Annotated in this window: 18 protein-coding genes; 9 read left to right on the top strand and 9 right to left on the bottom strand. The window is 68.4% G+C overall.

Annotated features, from left to right (window positions below; genetic code table 11):
- Window positions 1–124 precede the first annotated feature (124 nt).
- A complete protein-coding gene (locus tag JOY29_RS12410; protein WP_300973847.1) occupies window positions 125–1,150 on the top strand; it encodes a LacI family DNA-binding transcriptional regulator in 1,026 nt (341 codons plus the stop codon).
- 31 nt (window positions 1,151–1,181) lie between these two features.
- On the opposite strand, the gene JOY29_RS12415 is transcribed toward JOY29_RS12410, so the two are convergent.
- A complete protein-coding gene (locus JOY29_RS12415) occupies window positions 1,182–2,465 on the bottom strand; it encodes a sugar MFS transporter (RefSeq protein WP_300973848.1) in 1,284 nt (427 codons plus the stop codon).
- Between the two features lie 141 nt (window positions 2,466–2,606).
- Here JOY29_RS12415 and JOY29_RS12420 point away from each other — a divergent pair, with 141 nt between their 5' ends.
- From JOY29_RS12420 to JOY29_RS12430, 3 genes are all read left to right on the top strand, one after another.
- Window positions 2,607–4,112 carry an MFS transporter gene (locus tag JOY29_RS12420; protein WP_300973849.1) on the top strand — a complete coding sequence of 502 codons (1,506 nt, stop codon included), beginning with the start codon at window positions 2,607–2,609 and terminating at the stop codon, window positions 4,110–4,112.
- A gap of 184 nt (window positions 4,113–4,296) precedes the next feature.
- A complete protein-coding gene (locus JOY29_RS12425) occupies window positions 4,297–5,268 on the top strand; it encodes a zinc-binding dehydrogenase (RefSeq protein ID WP_300973850.1) in 972 nt (323 codons plus the stop codon).
- The gene (locus tag JOY29_RS12430; RefSeq protein WP_300973851.1) at window positions 5,265–6,254 is read left to right on the top strand and encodes a Gfo/Idh/MocA family oxidoreductase; all 990 of its coding nucleotides are present in this window, start codon (window positions 5,265–5,267) and stop codon (window positions 6,252–6,254) included. Before JOY29_RS12425 ends, JOY29_RS12430 begins: the two co-directional genes overlap by 4 nt.
- Here JOY29_RS12430 and JOY29_RS12435 read toward each other — a convergent pair.
- From JOY29_RS12435 to JOY29_RS12470, 8 genes are read right to left on the bottom strand one after another with little or no spacing between them, the layout of a single operon-like run.
- Window positions 6,177–7,835 (bottom strand): hypothetical protein, encoded by a 1,659-nt coding sequence (locus JOY29_RS12435; RefSeq protein ID WP_300973852.1) that lies wholly within the window; start codon window positions 7,833–7,835, stop codon window positions 6,177–6,179. The two genes, JOY29_RS12430 and JOY29_RS12435, sit on opposite strands and share 78 nt — an antisense overlap.
- A complete protein-coding gene (locus tag JOY29_RS12440; RefSeq protein WP_367280018.1) occupies window positions 7,836–8,867 on the bottom strand; it encodes a UDP-glucuronic acid decarboxylase family protein in 1,032 nt (343 codons plus the stop codon). It abuts the gene before it with no gap.
- 2 nt (window positions 8,868–8,869) lie between these two features.
- Window positions 8,870–9,973, bottom strand: coding sequence for a glycosyltransferase (locus JOY29_RS12445; protein WP_300973854.1), 1,104 nt, complete (start codon window positions 9,971–9,973; stop codon window positions 8,870–8,872).
- Window positions 9,970–11,064, bottom strand: a complete 1,095-nt coding sequence (locus JOY29_RS12450; RefSeq protein ID WP_300973855.1) for a glycosyltransferase — start codon at window positions 11,062–11,064, stop codon at window positions 9,970–9,972. The genes JOY29_RS12445 and JOY29_RS12450 overlap by 4 nt, the downstream gene beginning before the upstream one ends.
- Window positions 11,061–12,167, bottom strand: a complete 1,107-nt coding sequence (locus JOY29_RS12455; RefSeq protein ID WP_300973856.1) for a glycosyltransferase — start codon at window positions 12,165–12,167, stop codon at window positions 11,061–11,063. Before JOY29_RS12455 ends, JOY29_RS12450 begins: the two co-directional genes overlap by 4 nt.
- A complete protein-coding gene (locus tag JOY29_RS12460; RefSeq protein ID WP_300973857.1) occupies window positions 12,164–13,273 on the bottom strand; it encodes a glycosyltransferase family 4 protein in 1,110 nt (369 codons plus the stop codon). Before JOY29_RS12460 ends, JOY29_RS12455 begins: the two co-directional genes overlap by 4 nt.
- Window positions 13,270–14,349, bottom strand: a complete 1,080-nt coding sequence (locus JOY29_RS12465; protein ID WP_300973858.1) for an SDR family NAD(P)-dependent oxidoreductase — start codon at window positions 14,347–14,349, stop codon at window positions 13,270–13,272. Before JOY29_RS12465 ends, JOY29_RS12460 begins: the two co-directional genes overlap by 4 nt.
- Entirely contained in the window at window positions 14,346–15,461 is a 1,116-nt protein-coding gene (locus JOY29_RS12470) for an NAD(P)-dependent oxidoreductase (protein WP_300973860.1), read from the bottom strand. Before JOY29_RS12470 ends, JOY29_RS12465 begins: the two co-directional genes overlap by 4 nt.
- Before the next feature lie 248 nt (window positions 15,462–15,709).
- On the opposite strand from JOY29_RS12470, the gene JOY29_RS12475 reads away from it, so the two are divergent.
- Genes JOY29_RS12475 through JOY29_RS12495 form a run of 5 tightly spaced genes read left to right on the top strand, consistent with a single transcriptional unit; the run spans window position 15,710 to window position 19,639 of the window.
- Complete coding sequence (locus JOY29_RS12475; RefSeq protein WP_300973861.1) at window positions 15,710–16,276, top strand: histidine phosphatase family protein; 567 nt, start codon at window positions 15,710–15,712, stop codon at window positions 16,274–16,276.
- Window positions 16,276–17,055 (top strand): TIGR04290 family methyltransferase, encoded by a 780-nt coding sequence (locus JOY29_RS12480; protein WP_300973862.1) that lies wholly within the window; start codon window positions 16,276–16,278, stop codon window positions 17,053–17,055. The genes JOY29_RS12475 and JOY29_RS12480 overlap by 1 nt, the downstream gene beginning before the upstream one ends.
- Entirely contained in the window at window positions 17,052–17,981 is a 930-nt protein-coding gene (locus JOY29_RS12485) for a beta-xylosidase (RefSeq protein WP_300973863.1), read from the top strand. The genes JOY29_RS12480 and JOY29_RS12485 overlap by 4 nt, the downstream gene beginning before the upstream one ends.
- 13 nt (window positions 17,982–17,994) lie before the next feature.
- The gene (locus tag JOY29_RS12490; RefSeq protein ID WP_300973864.1) at window positions 17,995–19,116 is read left to right on the top strand and encodes an inositol-3-phosphate synthase; all 1,122 of its coding nucleotides are present in this window, start codon (window positions 17,995–17,997) and stop codon (window positions 19,114–19,116) included.
- Window positions 19,085–19,639: a DUF1003 domain-containing protein gene (locus tag JOY29_RS12495; RefSeq protein WP_300973865.1), complete on the top strand. Its 555-nt coding sequence runs from the start codon at window positions 19,085–19,087 to the stop codon at window positions 19,637–19,639. Before JOY29_RS12490 ends, JOY29_RS12495 begins: the two co-directional genes overlap by 32 nt.
- Window positions 19,640–19,789 lie beyond the last annotated feature (150 nt).

The following is a 19,789-nucleotide window of genomic DNA, read 5'->3' on the forward strand; positions in this document are numbered from 1 at the left end:
CGGCGCGGCGCCAACGGGCGCGGTGCACCAATGTCACGCAACCGAAACCTATCAGCGATTGGCGGCAGGAACAGGCGAAAGGGCAGCTATACATACGTATTCAGGTCGTTACACTGTGACATGGATGACGCAGCGGCGACCGACATCGTTCGATATTGCGGCCTTGGCGGGGGTCAGCCAGCCCACCGTCAGCCGTGCTCTTTCGGGTAATCCCGCGGTCAGCGCGGAAACGCGCGCGCGCGTCCTCGCCGCCGCCGAACAGCTTCACTACAAGGTCGACAAGAATGCCAGCGGCCTCCGCCGCCAGCAGAGCCGCACGCTCGCCTTGCTCTTCTTCGAGGATCCGACGCCCGACGAGACGCTGATCAATCCCTTCTACCTGTCGATGCTGGGATCGATGGTGCGCGCCTGCGCTTCCCATGGCTACGACCTGCTGATCAGCTTCCAGCAGCTTTCCGACGACTGGCACGTCGATTATGAAGACAGCCGCAAGGCCGACGGCATCATCCTGCTCGGCTACGGCGATTATCTCCAGTACCGCCCGCGGCTCGAGCAGCTGGTCAGGCGCGGCGCCCATTTCGTCTGCTGGGGCAATCCGCGCGCGGGCGAGTTCGGCGCCATCGTCGGCTCCGACAATGAAGCGGGCGGCCACGAGGCGACGCGCCACCTGCTTGGTCTCGGCCGCCGCCGGATCGGCTTCGTCGGCACCGTCAGCGAAGCCTATCCTGAATTCCTCGACCGCTATCGTGGTTACGTGCGCGCCCACGACGACGCCAGCATGAGCGTGTTCGACGGCCTGCGTGTCGAAGCCGGGCCGAGCGAGGCGGAGGGGCGCGCGGCCGTCGCGGAGCTGGAGCGACGCCGGGCCGACTACGACGCCCTGTTCGCCGCGTCCGACCTTGCCGCCATCGGCGCGATGAAGGCGCTCCAGGAGCGCGGCCGGCGCGTGCCGCAAGATGTCGCCGTGGTCGGCTTCGACGACCTCGCCGCGGCCGGCTACGCGACCCCGCCGCTCACCACCGTCGCGCAGGACGCGCGCCTCGCCGGCACCGCGCTGGTCGAGGCGCTGATCGACCGCATCGAGGGCCGCGAGAGCGAGTCCAAGCTGCTCCCCGTCACCCTCAAGGTGCGCGGCTCAAGCCTCGTCTGACGCGCCCGACAAGCGGGCGCTGAAGCCTGGTCTAGCTGGCCGCCGGCCGCCGCGCGTAGAGGCCGTAGGCGGCGATCACCGCATAGCAGGCGGCGGGAAGCAGCAGCGCGATGCCGAGGCTCTTGCTCGCGTCGGCCAGCACGCCGGTAAGCAACGGGATCACCGCCCCGCCGAAGATGGCGATGTTGATGATCCCCGACCCGTCCGCCGCCCGCGCGCCCAGCTTCTCGCAGGCGAGGCTGAAGATGGTCGGGAACATGATCGAGTTCATCAGGCCGATGGCGAGCAGGCTGTAGCCCGACAGGCTGCCGGTGGTGCTGATCGACAGGAGGATGAGCGCGATCGCGCCGACCGCGACCCCGGCCAGGATCTTGCCCGGGCTCATGATGCGAAGGAACCAGCTGCCGATGAACCGTCCGACCATCGCGCCGCCCCAATAAAGGGCAATCAGCGGACCGGCAGCGCCTTCGCTCAGGCCCATGACATGGCGCTGGCCGAGATAGTTGACGATCAGCGACCCGATCGCGACCTCGGCGCCGACGTAGAGGAAGATGCAGGCCGCGCCCCAGCCGAAGCGGGTGCGCTTCAGCAGCGAGAAGCCGGCGAAGGGCGAGCTCTTCTCATGCTGCTCGCCGGGCAGGCGGTTGCGGAACAGGAAGACGGCGCCAGCGATGACGGCAAGCGCGGCGGCAAGGCCGAGGTAGGTGCTGACGATCGCCTGCGTCTCGGCGGTGCGATATTCCTCCAGCGCGGCGCCCGAGAAGTCGGACGCGCTGACGCCCGCAAGGCCGCCGAGGATCAGCGCCGAGCCGACCAGCGGGAAGACGGTCGTGCCGAGGCTGTTGAAGGCCTGCGCGAAGGTCAGCCGGCTGTGCACGGTCTGTGCCTTGCCCAGCAGGCTGATCAGCGGATTGGCGACCACCTGGACGATGACCACGCCGCTGGCGAGGATGAACAAGGCGAACAGGAACAGCCCGTAGGTGGCCGTCCGCGACGCCGGGATGAACAGCAGGCAGCCGACCATCATGATCAGCAATCCCGCCATCGCCCCGCGCATGTAGCCGATCCGTTTGACCAGCTGCGCGCCCGGAATGCCGATCACCAGATAGGCGGTGAAGAAGCAGAACTGCACCAGCATCGCCTGCGTGTAGTTGAGCGTGAACAGCTCTTTCAGCTTGGGCAGGATGACGTCGTTGAGGCTGGTGATGCCGCCGAAGATGAAGAATAGCGCGAACACGAAATAGCGCAGCTCGGGCGCGTCGACCCCATCCTGTTCGGCGCCGTCGGTCGAAACGCTCGGTGCGGCTACGGCCATGTTCTGTTTCCCCTTGTGAACCTGCCAGGGTTTGGTCCTATCGCCGGCGCCTGTCACCTGTGAATACCTATTCTGCTGCAATGCACAAAGGATTGGCACCCTTCGGCTTTCCTGCTTTGTCTGAACGCCAGGAGGATTTGCATGGATCAGGTGACGGGTCGGCTGGAAAAGCCGCGGCAAAGCTGGGCGGGGCTATGGAACATCTCGTTCGGCTTCTTCGGCATCCAGATCGGCTTCGCGCTTCAGAATGCGAATATGAGCCGGGTCTTCCAGTCGCTGGGCGCAAGCCTCGACGACCTGCCCGCCCTGTGGGTCGCGGCGCCGCTGACCGGGCTGCTGGTCCAGCCGATCATCGGCTTCATGAGCGATCGTACCTGGCTCGGCCGGTTCGGCCGTCGTCGGCCTTATTTCGTGGCGGGCGCGCTGCTTGCCGCCCTGTCGCTGCTGCTGATGCCGCTTGCGCCCGTGCTGCTCGCCGCCGCGGCGCTGCTGTGGATGCTCGACGCCAGCCTCAACATCTCGATGGAGCCCTTCCGCGCCTTTGTCGGCGACCAGCTCCGCCGCGACCAGCATACCGCGGGCTATGCGGTGCAGACCGCCTTTATCGGCGCGGGCGCGGTGATCGGCTCGATCTTCCCTTATCTCCTCGAACATTGGGGCGTCAGCAATGTCGCGGCGGCGGGCGCCATCCCCGACACGGTCCGCTGGAGTTTCTGGGCCGGCGGCGCGGCCCTGTTCCTGGCGGTGATGTGGACGGTCTTCACCACCCGCGAATATTCGCCAGACGAGATGCGCGGCTTCGGCGAAGAAGCGCCCATCGAAGGCGGTGACGCCATGCGCGCCCTTGCCTCCCGTAGCTGGCTCGCCGCCTTGTTCTGGTTCGACATCGGCGTGATCGTGGTCGCGGCCACCTGGTACTTCGGGCTCGAGAAGGAGGTCTATCTCCTCGGCGCCTTACTGATTGCCTATGGCCTCCTGTCGGTGTTCGTCGTGATGCGCGCCAAGGCCGGGCAGGGCGCGGGGATGCTCGGCAGCCTGGTCGGCGATTTCTCGGGCATGCCCCGGGTGATGAAGCAATTGGCGCTGGTCCAGTTCTTCAGCTGGTCGGCGCTGTTCATCATGTGGATCAACACGACGCCCGTGGTCGCGCTCAACTTCTTCGGTGCGAGCGATCCCGACAGCGCGCTCTATCAGGAGGCGGGCAATTGGGTCGGCGTGCTGTTCGCGGTCTACAACGGCGTCGCCGCCATCGCCGCCCTGCTGGTCCTGCCCGCGCTGGCCAAGCGGATCGGCAAGGCGAAGACCCACGCCTTGTGTCTCGCCGCGGGCGCGCTCGGCTATGCCAGCTTCTTCCTGCTGCGCGATCCGCAGCATCTGCTGCTGGCCGAAATCGGGGTGGGGATCGCCTGGGCCTCGATCCTCGCCATGCCCTACGCCATCCTCGCCAGCGCGTTGCCGCAGGCCAAGCTCGGAACCTACATGGGCCTGTTCAACATCTTCATCGTCGTGCCCCAGCTGCTGGTGGCGACGGTCATGGGCTCGATCATGAAGGCCTTCTTCCCCGGCCAGCCGATCTGGACGATGGCCTTCGCCGCCGGGGTGATGGCCCTTGCCGCGCTCGCGACGCTGCGGGTGCGGGAGGCCTGACGACCCTTGTAAAGGTGGATTTTGCATGGCTTGGTCAAAGCCATGCCGGTCCGTCCACTTCGGCAGCTAAACGCCTCGGGCTGCGGTCGAAAAGCCGGAAGTGGACGACGTGGACGATATGCCTTTTTGTCGGGCAACCATCTTCATTCCTCCTCGTTGAGCGGGTGGAACGAAGGGGACCTTCTTGAACGCCACCACCACCATGCGCGCGGCCGTCCTGTCGGCGCCGCAGACCATCCGCGTCGACGATCTTCCGCTGCCCGAACCCGGTCCCGGCCAGGTCCGAGTCAAGCTCGAAGGCTGCGGCGTCTGCGCCTCGAACCTCGGCCCGTGGAGCGGCCCCGAATGGCTGCAATATCCAGGCGAGCCGGGCGGCATGGGCCATGAGGGCTGGGGCGTGATCGAGGCGGTCGGCGACGGCGTCACCGATCTCGCCGTCGGCGACCGGGTCGCGGCGCTGAGCTACAACAGCTACGCCAGCCACGACCTCGCCGATGCCGACAAGGTGCTGAAGCTTCCGCAAGCGCTCGCCGGCCAGCCCTTCCCCGGCGAACCGCTCGGCTGCGCCTTCAACATCTTCAAGCGCGCCGACATCCAGGCCGGGCAGACCGTCGCCATCCTCGGCATCGGTTTCCTCGGCGCGCTGCTGACGCGGCTCGCGACCGATGCCGGCGCGCGCGTCATCGCCATCTCCCGCCGCGACTACAGCCTCGACGTCGCGCGCGAGTTCGGCGCCGCCGAGACCATCCCGATGACCGATCACACCATGATCATCGAGCGGGTGAAGGAGCTGACCGACGGCAAGTTCTGCGAGCGCGTCATCGAGGCGGTCGGCAAGCAATGGCCGCTCGACCTCGCCGGCGAACTCACCGCCGAGCGCGGCAAGCTGATCGTCGCCGGCTACCACCAGGACGGTCCGCGGCAGGTCAACATGTGGCTGTGGAACTGGCGCGGGATCGACGTCATCAACGCCCACGAGCGCGATCCTCAGGTCTATATGGACGGCATCCGCGAGGCGATCGACGCCGTCGCCAGCGGCCGCCTCGATCCGAGCCCGCTCTACACCCATCGCTTCAAGCTCGACGAGCTCGCCCAGGCGCTCGACGCCACCCGCGATCGCCCAATGGGCTTCCTGAAGGCGATCATCGAACCGTGAGCGACAAGCCGCGTCTGGGCTTCCTCGGCACCGGCTGGATCGGCCGGCACCGGATGGAAGCGATGCTCGCCACCGGCCTCGTCGACGCCGGCGCCATCGTCGATCCGAGCGCCGAGATGCGCGCCGAGGCCGCCGCGCTGGCGCCCGACGCCGCCACCGTCGACACGATCGACGAGCTGCTCACCATGGACCTCGACGGGCTGGTGATCGCGACGCCCAGCGCGCAGCATGCCGAGCAGTCGGTGCGCGCGCTGGAGGCGGGGCTCGCCGTCTTCTGCCAGAAGCCGCTCGGCCGGACGGAAGCTGAGGCCCGTGCCGTTGTCGATGCCGCGCGGTCGGCCGACCGGCTGCTCGGCGTCGATCTCAGCTATCGCTTCACCCGCGGCATGGAGGCGATCCGCACCGCCATCCAGTCCGGCGAACTCGGACGCGTGTTCGCGGCTGACCTGACCTTCCACAATGCCTACGGCCCCGGAAAGCCGTGGTTCCTCGACCCGGCCCAGTCAGGGGGCGGCTGCGTGATCGACCTTGGCGTGCACCTCGTCGACCTCGCCTTGTGGGCGCTGGACTGGCCCGAGGTGGTGGCGGTCGAAAGCCATCTGCTCGCCGGCGGTGTGCCCCTCACAGATCCGGCGGCATGCTGCGAGGATTATGCCGTGGCGACGCTCCGGCTGGCGGGCGGAGCCATCGTCCGCCTCGCCTGCTCCTGGCACTTGCCGGCCGGGACAGAGGCGGTGATCGGGGCGGAATTCTATGGCGACGGCGGCGCCGCGGCGCTGCGCAATGTCGGCGGCTCCTTCTACGACCTTGCGGCAACCCGCATGGCGGGCACGCAGCGCTGGGAGCTGGCGCCGGTCGACAGCGACTGGGGTGGCCGCGCCGCCGCCGACTGGGCGCGGCGATTGGCCTCAGGCGAAGGCATCGACCCGGATGCCGAGCGACTGGTCGACGTCGCTCGCCTGCTCGACCGCATCTACCAGCGCTAGGCGGTAGCGGGCGGTGGCGGCGGCGTGGCGAGGCGCTTCGTCCGCCGGGCTCATCTCCACCCCGAGGCCGTGCCTGCCGATGCGGAAGGCGCAATAGGCGATCCGGTAGAAGGCGGTCAGCGCCGGATCGACCCCGAGCGCGCGTTCGAGCCGGTCGACGTCGGCCGCCGGAAGGTCGAACTCGACCATCACTCCGGCCAGATCCCAGGCGAGGTCTTGCGCGCCGACGAGGTCGTGTCCGGCATGATGGTCCAGGGCGTCGGCCTTGAGCAGCTGCCCGCCGGGCAGGCGGAGCCATTCGTGCGCTTCCATCCGCCCGTCCGTCCGAACCCGCCGGACGAGCGGCTGCAGCGCGTCGACCTCCGGGCTCCAGCGGGCCAGTTCAGGCACGTTGCGGCGGACCATGGCGACCAGTTCGGCGAGGCTTGCGCCGGCGCCGTGCTCGACCGGCAGGAGCGAGCGGATGCGCAGATAGACGGTGAGCTCGTCGAGCGTCGGCCGTGCTGGCCGCGCGTCGGCGTGCCAGCGCAGCGCCAGCCAGCCATGGGTCATCCCGGCGACCTCGGGACCGAAACCTGCCTCGTGGAGCGTGCGGGCGAGGGCAAGCTTGCCATGCCCGTTCGGGCCGAGCCCGGCGAAGCGGAGCATCCACTCCTTACCCGCGGCCCGGACGAGGAACTTCATCCGCTCCCAGCCCGGCACCACCGCCGGCCACTCGCTTTCCGACGCGTTCCGCAACGGACGCCAGCCGCCTGCCGAAATGTCGGTCCAGCGCTCGATCGGGCCGAGGAGCTGCGCCGTCCAGCGGGTCAGGCGGTCGGGTCTGAGCACCGGCCGCTGCGCGGTCCGCCAGCGTTCGCGGTGCCGGGCGGAGGCCTGCATCCCGAGGTCGCCATGGTGGCCCGGCAGGAAGGCGATGCGCGCCGCCGGGACGCCGCGGGCCTCCAGCCAGTCGGCGACCGCGCCGAAGCTGCTGCCGGACAGACCCGGTCCTTCGTCCACGATGACGAAATGCGGATCGCCGTCGAGCAGCGATTGCTCCAATTCCGGCGCGATCGAGAGCGAGCGAGCGAACGGATCGCCGCCGGGCCTCAGCGTGACCGGCGTTTTGGCGCCGAGCGCCGCGGCGGCCACTGCCGCGAGGCCCGTCCCGATGCTGCGCAGGCCGATGATCCGCGGCTCGCCCGCCAACACCAGCTTGCGCGCGGCCAGGGCATAGGCCTCGGGATAGAGAGCGTAATGCGCATAGCCTTCGGCCTGCTTGACGGTGACGCTCGCCGGCAGCGGCAAAAGCGGGGGCAGGGGCGGGCAGATGCTGCCTTCACAGTCCCGATCCCACGACCGCATCAGGGCCGCGCCGAGCGTGACCAGCGCCTGCAGAAGCGCTGCTTCCGCCGGTCGCTCGCGGTCCGCGCCAGACTTCGCGAAGTCCGCATCCGCGACGCCCTGCGCCAGTCCGGCGAGGGCGATGAAGCGGCTGCGCAGCTCGTCGTGGGTAAGGAACCGGCGCTCGTCGCGCTTCAGCGCCGCCAGCAGGGCGGCCGTGGCGACCTCCTCGCGGGCGTCGCCATAGACAAGCATCTATTCGGCGGCGGCGAGGGGTAATGGTTGGGCCTGTCCCCCGCCGAAGTCGAAGGCCGGCCGCGCATCGCCGAGCTGTCCAGCGAAATAGGGGATGGTGGCCGCAAGCCCCTGTTCGAGCGACACCCTCGGGCTCCATTGCAGCAGACTGCCCGCAAGGCCGATGTCGGGCCGCCGCCGCCGCGGATCGTCGACGGGCAGGGGGCGATTGGTCACCGCACTGGTCGAGCCGGTCAGGCGAAGGACGCGCTCGACAAGGTCGGAGACGGTCAGCTCCTGCGGGTTGCCGATGTTGACCGGCCCCGGCTGCGGCCCGTCATAGGCCATCAGGCGGAGGATGCCTTCGACCAGATCGTCGACGTAGCAGAAGCTCCGCGTCTGGCTGCCGTCGCCATAGATGGTGACCGGCGTGCCGCTCAGCGCCTGGCAGATGACGTTGCTGACGACGCGGCCGTCGTCCGGGTCCATGCGCGGGCCATAGGTGTTGAAGATGCGGACGACGCGCACGTCGACGCGGCCGGCACGGTCGAAATCGAAGGCCAGGGTTTCGGCCGCACGCTTGCCTTCGTCATAGCAGGCGCGTGGACCGGTGCAGCTGGTCCAGCCGCGATAATCCTCCCGCTGCGGATGCACTTCGGGATCGCCATAGACTTCGCTGGTCGAGGCCAGCAGGTAGCGCGCCCGCTGCCCTTCGGCGAAGCGCAGCAGGTTGCGGCTGCCGAGCACGTTGGTGAGCATCGTATGCTCAGGGTCCGCCTGGTAGGCGGGCGGGGAAGCGGCGCAGGCGAGATTGAAGACGTGGGTGAAGCCGCGCCCATCAAGCGATTGGGGGAGCTGCTCGGTGACGTCGTGCTCGACGAAATCAAAGCCCTCACGCCCGCGCAGATGAGCGAGATTCTCCGCCCGTCCGGTCTGGAGATTGTCGAGCACGACGACATCGGCGCCGCGTTCGAGCAGCCGGTCGACGAGGTTGGATCCGATGAAGCCGGCGCCTCCGGCGACGAGGACGACGTCCTTCGGTCTGCTTGCCATCGTCATTCCTTCATTCCACGGGCGCCGGTCAGCGCGGCCATCGGCTTGGCCGCCATGGTCTCGGCAAGGTGCCGCTCGAGTTCGGCCGCGCGTACCGCTGCCGTATGCTCCCTGAGCGCCCGCTGCCGCGCCGCCTCGCCGATCGCCCGCGCCTGGGCGGGGTCGATGCCTTTCAGCGCCGCGATCACATCCTCGGTGGTGGAGGCGAGCAGGATCTCGCGGCCGGGCGCGAACAACTGGTCCAGGCCTTCCCACTTGTCCGAGATCACCGGGCAGGCACACATCGCGGCCTCGAACAGGCGGACGCTGGGGCTCCAGCCGGCAGCGATCATGTCGGCGCGGGTGACGTTCAGCGTGAAGCGCGAGGCCGCGTAGAAGGCCGGGTGGTCCGCAGGCGGCACATGCTCGATCCGCTCGACGTTCGCGGGCCAGTCGATGTCGGCGGGATATTGCGGACCGGCGACGCAGAAGCGACTGTCCGGCAGCGCTCGGGCGGCGGCGCAGAGCAGCTTGTCCACCGTCGGCTGGCGGTCCGCCGACCAGGTGCCGAGATAGGAGAGGTCCCAGCGCGTCGGCACGTCCAGCGGGCGATAGAGCTCCGGGTCGGCCTGGCAGTAGAGGGCGCGCGCCGCCGGGCTGCCAAGCTGCTCCTCGATGAAACGCAGGGTCGGGCCGCCGGTGAAGCTGAGATAGAGGTCGAAGCCGGGGATCAGCTCCGGGCTCAGATATTCGAAGTCGCCGCGCGCCAATTTGGCGAGGGTGACCGGCGTGTCGATGTCGTAGAAGGCGGTGGTGCCGCGCGCCGTACGCTGGACGAAGCGGCCGACCTCGACGCCCTCCGGCACATAGGAGCCGACGATCACCGCATCGGCCCGTGCGATCTCGCCCGCAAAGCGATCGAGGTCGGCGAGATCGCTGTAATATTCGAGGCGGCACCAGTCCCGATCGGTCAGGTCGCGCTGGCTGGCATACCAGGGCACGTCGCGCTCGAGGAACAAGATGTCATGACCGCGCGCGGCGAATTCGGCGAGCAGGCCGCGGAAGGTGGTCGCATGGCCATTCCCCCAGGAGGAGGAGAGCGACAGGCCGAGGACGACCAGCTTCATGCGAGCGCCATCTCGCGCCTGGCGGCAACCGCCTGGCGGAGCACCCGGTCGGCTTCGACGCCGCGGTGCGCATAGGTATGTTCGGCGAGCACGCGGGCGAGCGCCGCCTTGCCGATCGCCTCGGCCCGACCGGGCGTCAACCGTGCAAGATGTTCGGCGACGTCCTGCCCGTCGCGGGCGACCAGCACCTCCGTATCGGGCTGGAGGAACTGCTCGATTCCTTCCCACGCGTCGGTGACCAGGCAGGCTGCGGCGCCGGCGGCTTCGAACACGCGGGTCGCGGGCGAGAAGCCGACATCGGCCATGCTGTCGCGCGCCACGTTCAGCACGGCGGCCGGCGAGCAGTTGAAGGCATTATGGTCGGCCGTCCCGACATGCCCGACGGCGCGGACATTGGCCGGCATGCCCTTGCCCGTCCAGCCATTGCCGCCAAGGAGGAAGCTCCTGTCCGGGCTCAATTCGGCAGCGCGGAGGAAGAATTCCTCGACTCGCGCCTCGCGGTCGGGAAGGCGATTGGCGAGGAAGCCGAGGTCGGCCGCGAACCGGTCGTCACGCTCCACCGGATGATGCGTTGCAGGGTCGAGCGCATTGTAGATGGGGATGCACTTCCTGGCGCCTATCGCCTCATAGGCGGCGATCACCGGCGGCCCGCCACCGTAGGTGAGCACGAGGTCGAACTCGCCGAGGCGGCGGCGAAGCGGATGGTCGGGAGCGGCGCGAAGCTCCTCCAGCGTGGCCGCCGCATCGACGTCCCAATAGACCTTGACCGCGTCTCGCCGCGCGCGGTCGAGCACGCCTTCGGCAAGCTCGTCGTCGAACACGCCGACGCCGCTCGCCTTGACCACGATATCGGCGGCCGCCGCTTCATCCAGCACGCGGGCGCAGGCGTCCGGCGTCGCTTCGTAAACGACCGACCTCGCATAGGAAGGCGGGTCGATGTCCCGGTGCTGCTGCCGCTCGAAGGCGTCCGGCTCGTAGAAGGTGATGGCGTGGCCGTGTCCGGCCAGTTCCTTGAGGATGCCGCGATAATAAGTGGCGGCCCCGTTCCAGTAGGCGCTGAGCAGCGAGGAGCCGTAGAAGGCGATGTTCATGCGTCGACCCTGTTGGTGATTGTCGCGACGATCCCGAGCAGCTCGTCGACCCGGTGGGCGCAGCTGTGGCGGGCGCGGATGGTGGCGAGGCCGTGGGCGGCGAGCCGCTCGCGCAAGGCGGGGTCGTCGCGGAGCGCGGTGAGATGGCGGGTCATCTCGGCACCGTCGCGGGCGACGAGAAAGTCTTCGCCGGCGGTGAACAAATGCTCGGCATCGTCCCAGGGCGCGCTGACCAGCGGAATGCCGCAGGCAAGCGCTTCGAACACGCGGATGGTGGGAATGCCCGGCAGCGTCTCGCGGTAGAAGCGGCGAGGAACGTGGACGGTGGCGAGCGAGTGGGCGAGCAGCTCGGGCGCGCTGGCGTTCGGCGCCCAGCCGGCGAAGTCGACCCCGTATCGGGCAAGGGTCGCCAGCGCCTCGGCCGGATAGCGGACGCCATGGACGGTCAGCGGCAGCCCGGCGTCACGGGCAGGCCGGAACAGATATTCCTCGAGCTCGGTCGAGCGCTCGCCGTCGCCCCAGTTGCCGATCCAGACGAGGCCCTGCCGCTCCTGCTCGACGACGGGCGGGCGGAAGTGGCGGGTGTCCGCGGCTTCGTGCCAGGTCCACACCCGGCCGTCCCAGCCCCAGCGGCGGTAGACCTCCGACAGGGTCTCGCCGAACGCCAGCACGCCATCATAGCCGGTGAGATCATAGGCCCGCATGGCGTCGGGCTCGCTGACGGCGCGGTGATGCGTGTCGTGGAAGAGCAGGGTGAAGCGCCCGCCTGCCTTGCGGAGCGCACCCACGGCCGCGACCAGTGCGGGCTCGTTCCACTCGTGCACGATGACGAGGTCCGCGTCGCCGACCAGTTCCTCGACGTCATTGCCCGGCGCATATTCGTGCGTGACGTCGGCAAGATCGGGATAGGCTGCGCGATAGGCAGCGAGCCCTTCATCGCCGGCGTCGGCGCGCAGATTGGCGAGGCTCCAGGCACCGCTCGGCTCCAGCGAGCGGACCTGGTGCCCGCGCGCCTTCAGCTCGCGCAGCACGCCGCGCAGGAAATGCGCGTTGCCGTGGTTCCAGCAGCTCAGCAGGGAATGGGTGAAGTAGACGATCCTCACGCCGCGACCCGCTCCTGTTGCGGCTCGGCGAGGAGCTGGCGGTAGAGGCCGAGCATGGCTTCGGCCGTACGGTCGGGCGTGAAACGCGCGGCCCGCAATCGGGCGGCGTCGCCGAGGCGGGCGCGTTCTTCGGGAAGCGCGACTAGCCGGTCGACCGCCGCCGCGATGGCATGCTCGTCGAGGGGATCGACGAACAGCGCCGCGCCCTCCCAAAGCTCATGGAACACCGGGCAGTCGGCGAGCACGAGGGCGCAGCCGGCCTGTGCCGCCTCCAGCACCGCAAGCCCGAACGGCTCGTAGAGCGCTACCGACACGAACAAGGGGCGTTTCAGCAGGAGTTCTCCGAGGTCCGCCGCGGGCAGGTTGCCAACTGCTCTCGCGTGGCTGAGACAAAGGCGGCTTCCGTCCGGTCCCTCGCTTGGCCCGGCGGCAAGGAAGGGAATGCCGGACAGCGCCGCAGCGCGATCGAAGGCAGCGACATTCTTGCCCGCGTCCCACAGCCGTCCGGCGGTCAGCGCGACGTCGAACGGCTGCCGTGCCGTATGCCCGACATTGGCAAGGCGCCCGTTGGCGACGGTCAGCGGCGGCTCGGGCAGGCGATAGGCCTTCTGCACGGCACGGGCGAAACTCTCGGACGGAGCGACCGACACGTCGCTGCGGCCAAGGCCCTCGCGAACGAGATTGCTCCGCCAGGCAAGGTCGTCGGGCAGCGCTTCACCGCCATGCACCGCTTCCCACCAGGTAGCGACGCAACTGTGGACCACGCTGATCGCCGGGACCGGATAGCAGACGGAGGCAAGCGCCGGCGTGTGCAGCTGGACGAGATCGGCCTGGCCCATCTCCGCCAGATGGGCGAGCACATGGCCGGCCTCGCGCACGTCGCGCTCGCTCGCCGCGGTCCAGTCGAGCGGCAGGCCGGTGTCGATGATCTGGAGGCCCGGCACGGCCGCCGCTTCGGTCAGCTGATCGGAGCTTGGCGACGGCCCCAGAACCGCCAGCAGCACCACCATGTCCTCGGCAGCGGCGAGGGAGCGAGCGAGGTCGATCGAGTAGGTCCATACCCCGCCGACGGCATCGGTGGAGAGCAGCAGCCGCCGCCGCTTCATGCGGGGACCTTGAGCCTGATGGGATCGCGAACCAGGCCGCGCTCCGACGCGAGCCAGTCCGCCAGCGCCGTCACGCCCTCGCGCCAGCCACGCGCCCGGCCGAGGCCAAGTTCGGCGCGGATGGCCCGCGTGTCGGCGACGAAGTAGCGCTGGTCGCCTGCGCGCCAGTCGTCGTAACGGACGTCCGGCTCGCGCCCGGTCAGTTCGGCGATGTGGCGCATGAGCTGGCGCAGCGACACCGCATTGGCCGGCCCTCCACCCAAGTTGAAGGCGCGCCCGGCGACCCGGTCGATCTGCTTCCAGACGGCCATGTAGGCGTCGACCGCGTCGCCGATATCGAGGATGTCGCGCACCTGGCAGCCGTCGCCATAGAGGGTGATCGGCTGGTCGTTGAGGGCACGGATGAGGAAATGGGCGACCCAGCCCTGGTCCTCGGTCCCCATCTGCCGCTGCCCGTAGATGCAGCTCATGCGGACTACCGCTGCGGGCAGTGCGAAGCTGCGCGCATAATCGAGCACATACTGGTCGGCGGCGCCCTTGGAGCAGCCGTAGGGCGTGTGGAAGTCAAGCGGCCGCGCCTCGCCGATGCCGTGGGCGCGGACCTCGGGATCGACCGGCTCGTAGCGATCCTCCTCGAGCTTGAACACGAGGTCGGCGAGGTCGCCGTACACCTTGTTGGTCGATGCGAAGACAACGGGGATGCGGCGGCCAGAAGTGCGCAGCGCGTCCAGCAGGTGAAGGGTGCCGCGCACGTTAATGTCGAAGTCTTCGCGCGGGGTGACGAGGCTGGTGGTGACCGCCACCTGCGCGGCCATGTGGAAGACGGCTTCGGCTTCCGTCGCGGCGGCCGCGACTGAGTCTTCGTCGCGTACATCGCCGAGGGTGAAGCTGATCCGCCGGCCGTGCTTCTGCTTCAGCCAGTCGAGGTTGCGTTCGACACCAGGCCGCGACAGCGCGTCGAAGACATGCACGTCGTGCCCCTCGGCGGCGAGCCGGTCGGCGATGTTGCTGCCGATGAAGCCAGCGCCGCCGGTTACCAGCACCGGCCGGCCCCTCAGGAGCGCCGGCCCGCTCACGCGACCAGCCCCCGCGCCTCAAGCTCCGCCTTGGCAGCGTCCACCCGATCCACCGCCGTCTGCCCGGCGACCCATTCGGCGAGTTCGGCGAGGCCTTCGCCGAAGTCCTTGGCGGCGCGGAAGCCGAGGCGGTCGGCGGCGAGCGTGCCGTCGCAGAAGCAGTGGCGGATGTCGCCGATGCGGCCCTTGCCGGCGATCTCGGGCTCGAGATCGTCCTTGCCGAGCGCCTTGGCGAGCGCCTGGCCGACTTCCCGCACCGAGCGGTCGTGGCCCGAGCCGATGTTGAACACGCCGCCGGCCGCCTGTGGCAGTTCCAGCGCGTCGGCGAAGGCGCGGGCGACGTCCGTCACATGGACGAAGTCGCGGCGCTGCTCGCCATCCTCGAAGATGACCGGCCGCTGGTCGTTCAGCAGCCGCGACGAGAAGATCGCCAGCACGCCGGTGTAGGGGTTGGAGAGCGCCTGGCCGGGCCCGTAGACGTTGAACAGGCGCAGGCAGACGCCTTCCATGCCGTAGGCGCCGGCGATGATGAGGGTGGTGCGCTCCTGCACGTATTTGCCGAGCGCATAGATGGAGGCGAGGTCCGGGCGCTTCCATTCGGGCGTCGGCACCGGGGTCAGCGGCCGGCCCTGCTGGTCGAGCGGCTCCCAGCTCTGGCCCTGGCCGGCGCGGGCGCTGCGCTCGGCATCCTGCACGTGACGACCGTCGGCGTCGCGGTAGAGGCCTTCGCCATAGATGCTCATCGACGAGGCGGTGACGATCCGGCGCACCGGCTTCTCGATCAACTGCTCCATCAGCACCGCGGTGCCGAGGTCGTTGCCGCTGGTGTAGCGCTCGATCTCGTACATCGACTGGCCGACCCCGACTTCCGCGGCGAGGTTGATGACGCTGTCGGCGCCCGAGAGCGCCTTGCTGACAATGTCGCGGTTGCGGACGTCCCCGACCAGCAGCTCGACGTCGGCGGGCAGGAGCCTGGATCCGTCCACCTCGCCGTGGACCTGCTCGATCAGGCTGTCGAGGACGCGGACCTTGTGGCCGCGAGCGAGAAGTTCATTGCAGACCGAGCGGCCGATGAAGCCGGCCCCGCCGGTAACCAGGACAGTTTCGCCCAACGCGCGATCCTCGAGACTTTCGGGAACGGCCCATTCCGGCCTTCCTTCCGGCTCCTCAATGAAGGATCATCTTGTTTGTTCCCGCCATTGCCAGCGAACTTTAGTTGTCTCGCAGTCGAAAGTAAGCCCACAACTTGCCGCCTTGTTGAAACGGTAGCGAAACTACTTTGTTTCGCCTGCGAATTAGGATCGTGAAAGGAACAAAGCTTCAGTGCCGCTGTTGAGCAGCCGTAACAAGAGGGGTTTTCGTGCCAATCGTCCATCTGCTTCGCCACGGCGCTCACGACGACTTGGGGCTTCGCCTCACTGGTCGTGCCCCTGATGGCGGGTTGAGCGCCCTCGGGCGCACGCAGGCGGTCGCGGCCGCGCGCAGGCTGCAGGCCGATCCCCCCGCTGCCGTCTATGCAAGCCCTCGCCGGCGCACGATGGAAACGGCCTCCATCGTCGCCGAGCATCTCGGCCTCGAGGTCATGGAGGCGCCCGCGCTCGACGAGATCGACTTCGGCGAATGGACCGGGCGGAGCTTCCTCCAGCTCCACGACGATCCGCGCTGGGCGGTCTGGAACAGCCGCCGGAGTGAGGCGCGCTGCCCGGGCGGGGAAACGATGGCCGAAGCTCAGGCGCGCGCGCTGGCCTTCGCCTTCGAAGTGGCGGCCACGCACGACGGGCCTGCCCTTCTTGTCACCCATTGCGACGTCATCCGCGCCCTCCATTGCTGGTCCGAGCGGCGCTCGCTCGACAGCATCCTCGATACGCAATGCGAGCCCGGCAGCCTGTCGGTCCTCGCCCTCGCCGCCGACAGGCAGGCGGCCTGATGCTGGATGCAAAGGACCGGCCGCTGGTGAAGGCGGAGATCGAACGGCGGGTGGCGGAGCTCGGGCCGTGGTTCCACGACCTCGATCTTGCCGGCGTGCGCACCGCGCCCGACCACTTCCTGTGGCGCTATCCCGAGAACAAGTTCAAGCGCTTCCGCCACGTCATTCCCGAGGACCTGACCGGCAAGAGCGTGCTCGACATCGGCTGCAACGCCGGTTTCTACAGCTTCGAGATGAAGCGCCGCGGCGCGGAGCGTGTGCTCGGCATCGACCATGACGAGCGCTATCTCGAGCAGGCCCGCTACGCCGCCTCCGTGCTCGGCCTGCGCGACATCGAGTTCCGGCGCGCGGAAGTGTGGGACGTCGGTGCGCTCGGCGAGCGCTTCGACCTCGTCATCTTCATGGGCGTGCTCTACCACCTGCGCCACCCGCTGCTGGCGCTCGACCTCATCCACGAGCATGTCGCCCGCGACCTGCTGCTGTTCCAGTCGCTGCAGGCGGGGGCCGAGGGCATGTTCGAGCCGGACGCCGACTACGACTTCTTCGACGGAAAGAAGGAGTTCGATCGGGCGGAGTGGCCCAAGCTCCATTTCGTCGAACAGCGCTACGCCAATGATCCCACCAACTGGTGGGTACCGAACGAGGCCGCCAGCGCCGGCATGCTCCGCGCCGCCGGCTTCGCCATCCTCGAGCATCCCGAGCCCGAAGTGTTTCTCTGCCGCCGCGGCGAAGGTCCGGCGAGCGGCGCCGTTTATCCCGCGAAAGGAAGTGCCGCTTGATCGAAGCCGCGATGATCTGGAACGAGCCCAACAACAAGTCACATTGGGACCCGGTGATCGATCCCGACTGGTCGCGCTTCGCCGAGATGGGCAAGCTCGCCGCACGCGCCATCCGCGAGGTCAATCCGGCAGTGAAGCGCGTGCTCGGCGGCATCTCGCCGATCGATCCCGCCTTCATCCAGCGGCTCGCCGGACATGGCCTGATCGACGAACTGGACGTCATCGCCGTGCACGGCTTCCCGCTCGACTGGAACCTGTGGAACATCAACGAGTGGCCGCGCCGGATCGACGAGATCCAGGCGGTCGTCCCCGACCACGAACTCTGGGTAACCGAAGTCGGGGTGGGCTCGTTCGGCGCCGAGGAAGTGCAGGAGTTCGGCGTTCGTCGGACGGCCGAGTTGCTGCGCGGCAAGGTCGACCGAATCTTCTGGTATTCGCTCTATGACCTGCCGCAGGCGTGGGAGGCGACCACCCGCCACCGTGAGGCCGAGGGTTCGTCCTACTACCGCCATTTTTACATGGGGCTGCTGAAGGAGGACGGGACTCCCAAGCTCGGCCTGAAGGCCTTCAAGGAACATGGCGCCGGACTCGGGCTGATGCAGTGGTTCCATTACGAGGATCACCGGCTGCACGATGCCGTGGCGTGGCTGAAGCGCCTCGGCGTCACCAAGCTGCGCACCGGGCTGAGCTGGGCCGACCGCTTCCGGCCCAATGCGCTCGACTGGTTCGACCGGCAGATGGAGGCGCTGGCCGACTTCGACACGACCGTCACCTTCTGCTTCACGCCCGAGCATCTGGGGATCGAGCCCCACCACACCAGCCCGCCGCGCGATCCGCAGGGCTTTGCCGATTTCTGTGCCGAGATGATCGACCGCTACGCGCCCGCTTCGGCGAACGCCCGGCCGGCGCTGGCGGCCGCCGAGTAGAAGGGAAGAGGCCATGGAGCCGAACATCAACATCGCCATCGCCGGCATCGGCAACTGCGCCTCAAGCCTGGTCCAGGGCATCGCTTATTATCAGAACGGCGGCTCCAACGAGCAGATCGGGCTGATGCACTGGGATCTCGGCGGCTACCGGCCCAAGCATCTCAAGGTCGTCGCGGCCTGGGACGTCGATAGCCGCAAGGTCGGCAAGGACGTCAACGAGGCGATCTTCTCCGCCCCCAACAACACGCAGGTCTTCTGCGACCACGTGCCGCCGACCGGTGCCCGGGTCCGCATGGGCAAGCGCCTCGACGGGGTCGCGCCGCACATGGCCGACTATCCGCCCGAGCGCAGCTTCATGCTGGCCGAGGATGCCGAGCCGAGCCGCGAGGACGTGGTCAAGGTGCTGCGCGACACGAACGCGCACGTGCTGATGAACTATCTTCCGGTCGGCAGCCAGGAAGCGACGGAATTCTACGCCGAATGCGCGCTCGAGGCGGGAGTCGCCTTCGTCAACTGCATCCCGGTGTTCATCGCGTCGGACGAGAATTGGGCGAAGCGCTTTCGCGATGCGAACGTCCCGATCATCGGCGACGACATCAAGGCGCAGCTGGGCGCGACCATCGTCCACCGCGTGCTGACCGATCTGTTCGCCAAGCGCGGCGTGCGGCTCGACCGCACCTACCAGCTCAACACCGGCGGCAACACCGACTTCCTCAACATGCTCGAGCGCTCGCGCCTCAAGCACAAGAAGGAGTCCAAGACCGAGGCGGTGCAGGCGGTGGCCGAGCGGCGGCTGGAAGATGAGAATATCCACGTCGGGCCGTCGGACTATGTCGCCTGGCAGAAGGACAACAAGGTCTGCTTCCTGCGCATGGAAGGCCGGATGTTCGGCAACGTGCCGATGAACATCGAGCTTCGCCTGAGCGTCGAGGACAGCCCGAACAGCGCGGGCGTGGCGATCGACATGATCCGCTGCGCCAAGCTCGCGCTCGACCGCGGAGAGGGCGGGCCGATCGAGGCACCGGCGGCCTATTTCTGCAAGCATCCGCCGGTCCAGATGACCGACGATGAGGCCGACCTCGCGACGGAGGCGTTCATCCGCGGTGAGCCCAAGCCAGGCAGACGAGTCCACTAGACCCACGCCGACGGTCCGTCCGGAGGACGGGCTGGCCTCGGCGCTGACGCGCAACATCGCGGCCCTCGCCGAGCGGCGGCAGGCCGAGGAGGCGCGTGCCGGGACCGACCAGCGGGTCGCCCGCGCCATCACCCGCTTCGCCGGATCGATGGTGTTCGTCTGGCTTCACGTGACGCTGGTCGTCGGATGGATTGCGATCAACCTCGGCTGGACTCCGCTGAGGCCATTCGACCCGACCTTCGTCATCCTCGCGACCTTCGCCTCGGTCGAGGCGATCTTCATCTCGACCTTCATCCTCATCGCCCAGAACCGGGCGGCCGAGGTGGCCGACCGGCGGGCGAGCCTCGACCTTCAGATCAGCCTCCTGTCCGAGCATGAGGTGACCCAGCTGATCCGCCTCGTCACCCGGATCGCGGACCATCTCGGGATCGAGGAGGCGTCCGATCCCGAGCTTGCCGAACTGCAGCGGACGGTCGCTCCGGAAGCGGTGCTCGAGCGGATCGAGGAAGCGGAGGAGGAATAGGGGGAAACGCAAAAAAGCATGGTCGTCCAGTTCATCCAGTTCCGCGCCTCGCCCGATTGTTCGTACGGCGAGGAGGGTTGCTCGGGGAAGTGGACGAGCATGGCCCTTCATAACCAAATAGGACGCTTTTGGCAAGTGTTCGCCGATAGC

The organism is Sphingomonas sp. LHG3406-1 (assembly GCF_029637485.1).
Classification (GTDB): domain Bacteria; phylum Pseudomonadota; class Alphaproteobacteria; order Sphingomonadales; family Sphingomonadaceae; genus Sphingomicrobium.

Bases quoted from the DNA above. Each gene is read 5' to 3' on its own strand.
- JOY29_RS12420 (WP_300973849.1), top strand. From the start codon at position 2,607: ATGGATCAGGTGACGGGTCGGCTGGAAAAGCCGCGGCAAAGCTGGGCG.
- JOY29_RS12480 (WP_300973862.1), top strand. From the start codon at position 16,276: ATGCTGGATGCAAAGGACCGGCCGCTGGTGAAGGCGGAGATCGAACGG.
- JOY29_RS12410 (WP_300973847.1), top strand. From the start codon at position 125: ATGACGCAGCGGCGACCGACATCGTTCGATATTGCGGCCTTGGCGGGG.
- JOY29_RS12445 (WP_300973854.1), bottom strand. From the start codon at position 9,973: ATGAAGCTGGTCGTCCTCGGCCTGTCGCTCTCCTCCTCCTGGGGGAAT.
- JOY29_RS12490 (WP_300973864.1), top strand. From the start codon at position 17,995: ATGGAGCCGAACATCAACATCGCCATCGCCGGCATCGGCAACTGCGCC.
- JOY29_RS12435 (WP_300973852.1), bottom strand. From the start codon at position 7,835: ATGCTTGTCTATGGCGACGCCCGCGAGGAGGTCGCCACGGCCGCCCTG.
- JOY29_RS12460 (WP_300973857.1), bottom strand. From the start codon at position 13,273: ATGAAGCGGCGGCGGCTGCTGCTCTCCACCGATGCCGTCGGCGGGGTA.
- JOY29_RS12415 (WP_300973848.1), bottom strand. From the start codon at position 2,465: ATGGCCGTAGCCGCACCGAGCGTTTCGACCGACGGCGCCGAACAGGAT.
- JOY29_RS12450 (WP_300973855.1), bottom strand. From the start codon at position 11,064: ATGAACATCGCCTTCTACGGCTCCTCGCTGCTCAGCGCCTACTGGAAC.
- JOY29_RS12440 (WP_367280018.1), bottom strand. From the start codon at position 8,867: ATGGCAAGCAGACCGAAGGACGTCGTCCTCGTCGCCGGAGGCGCCGGC.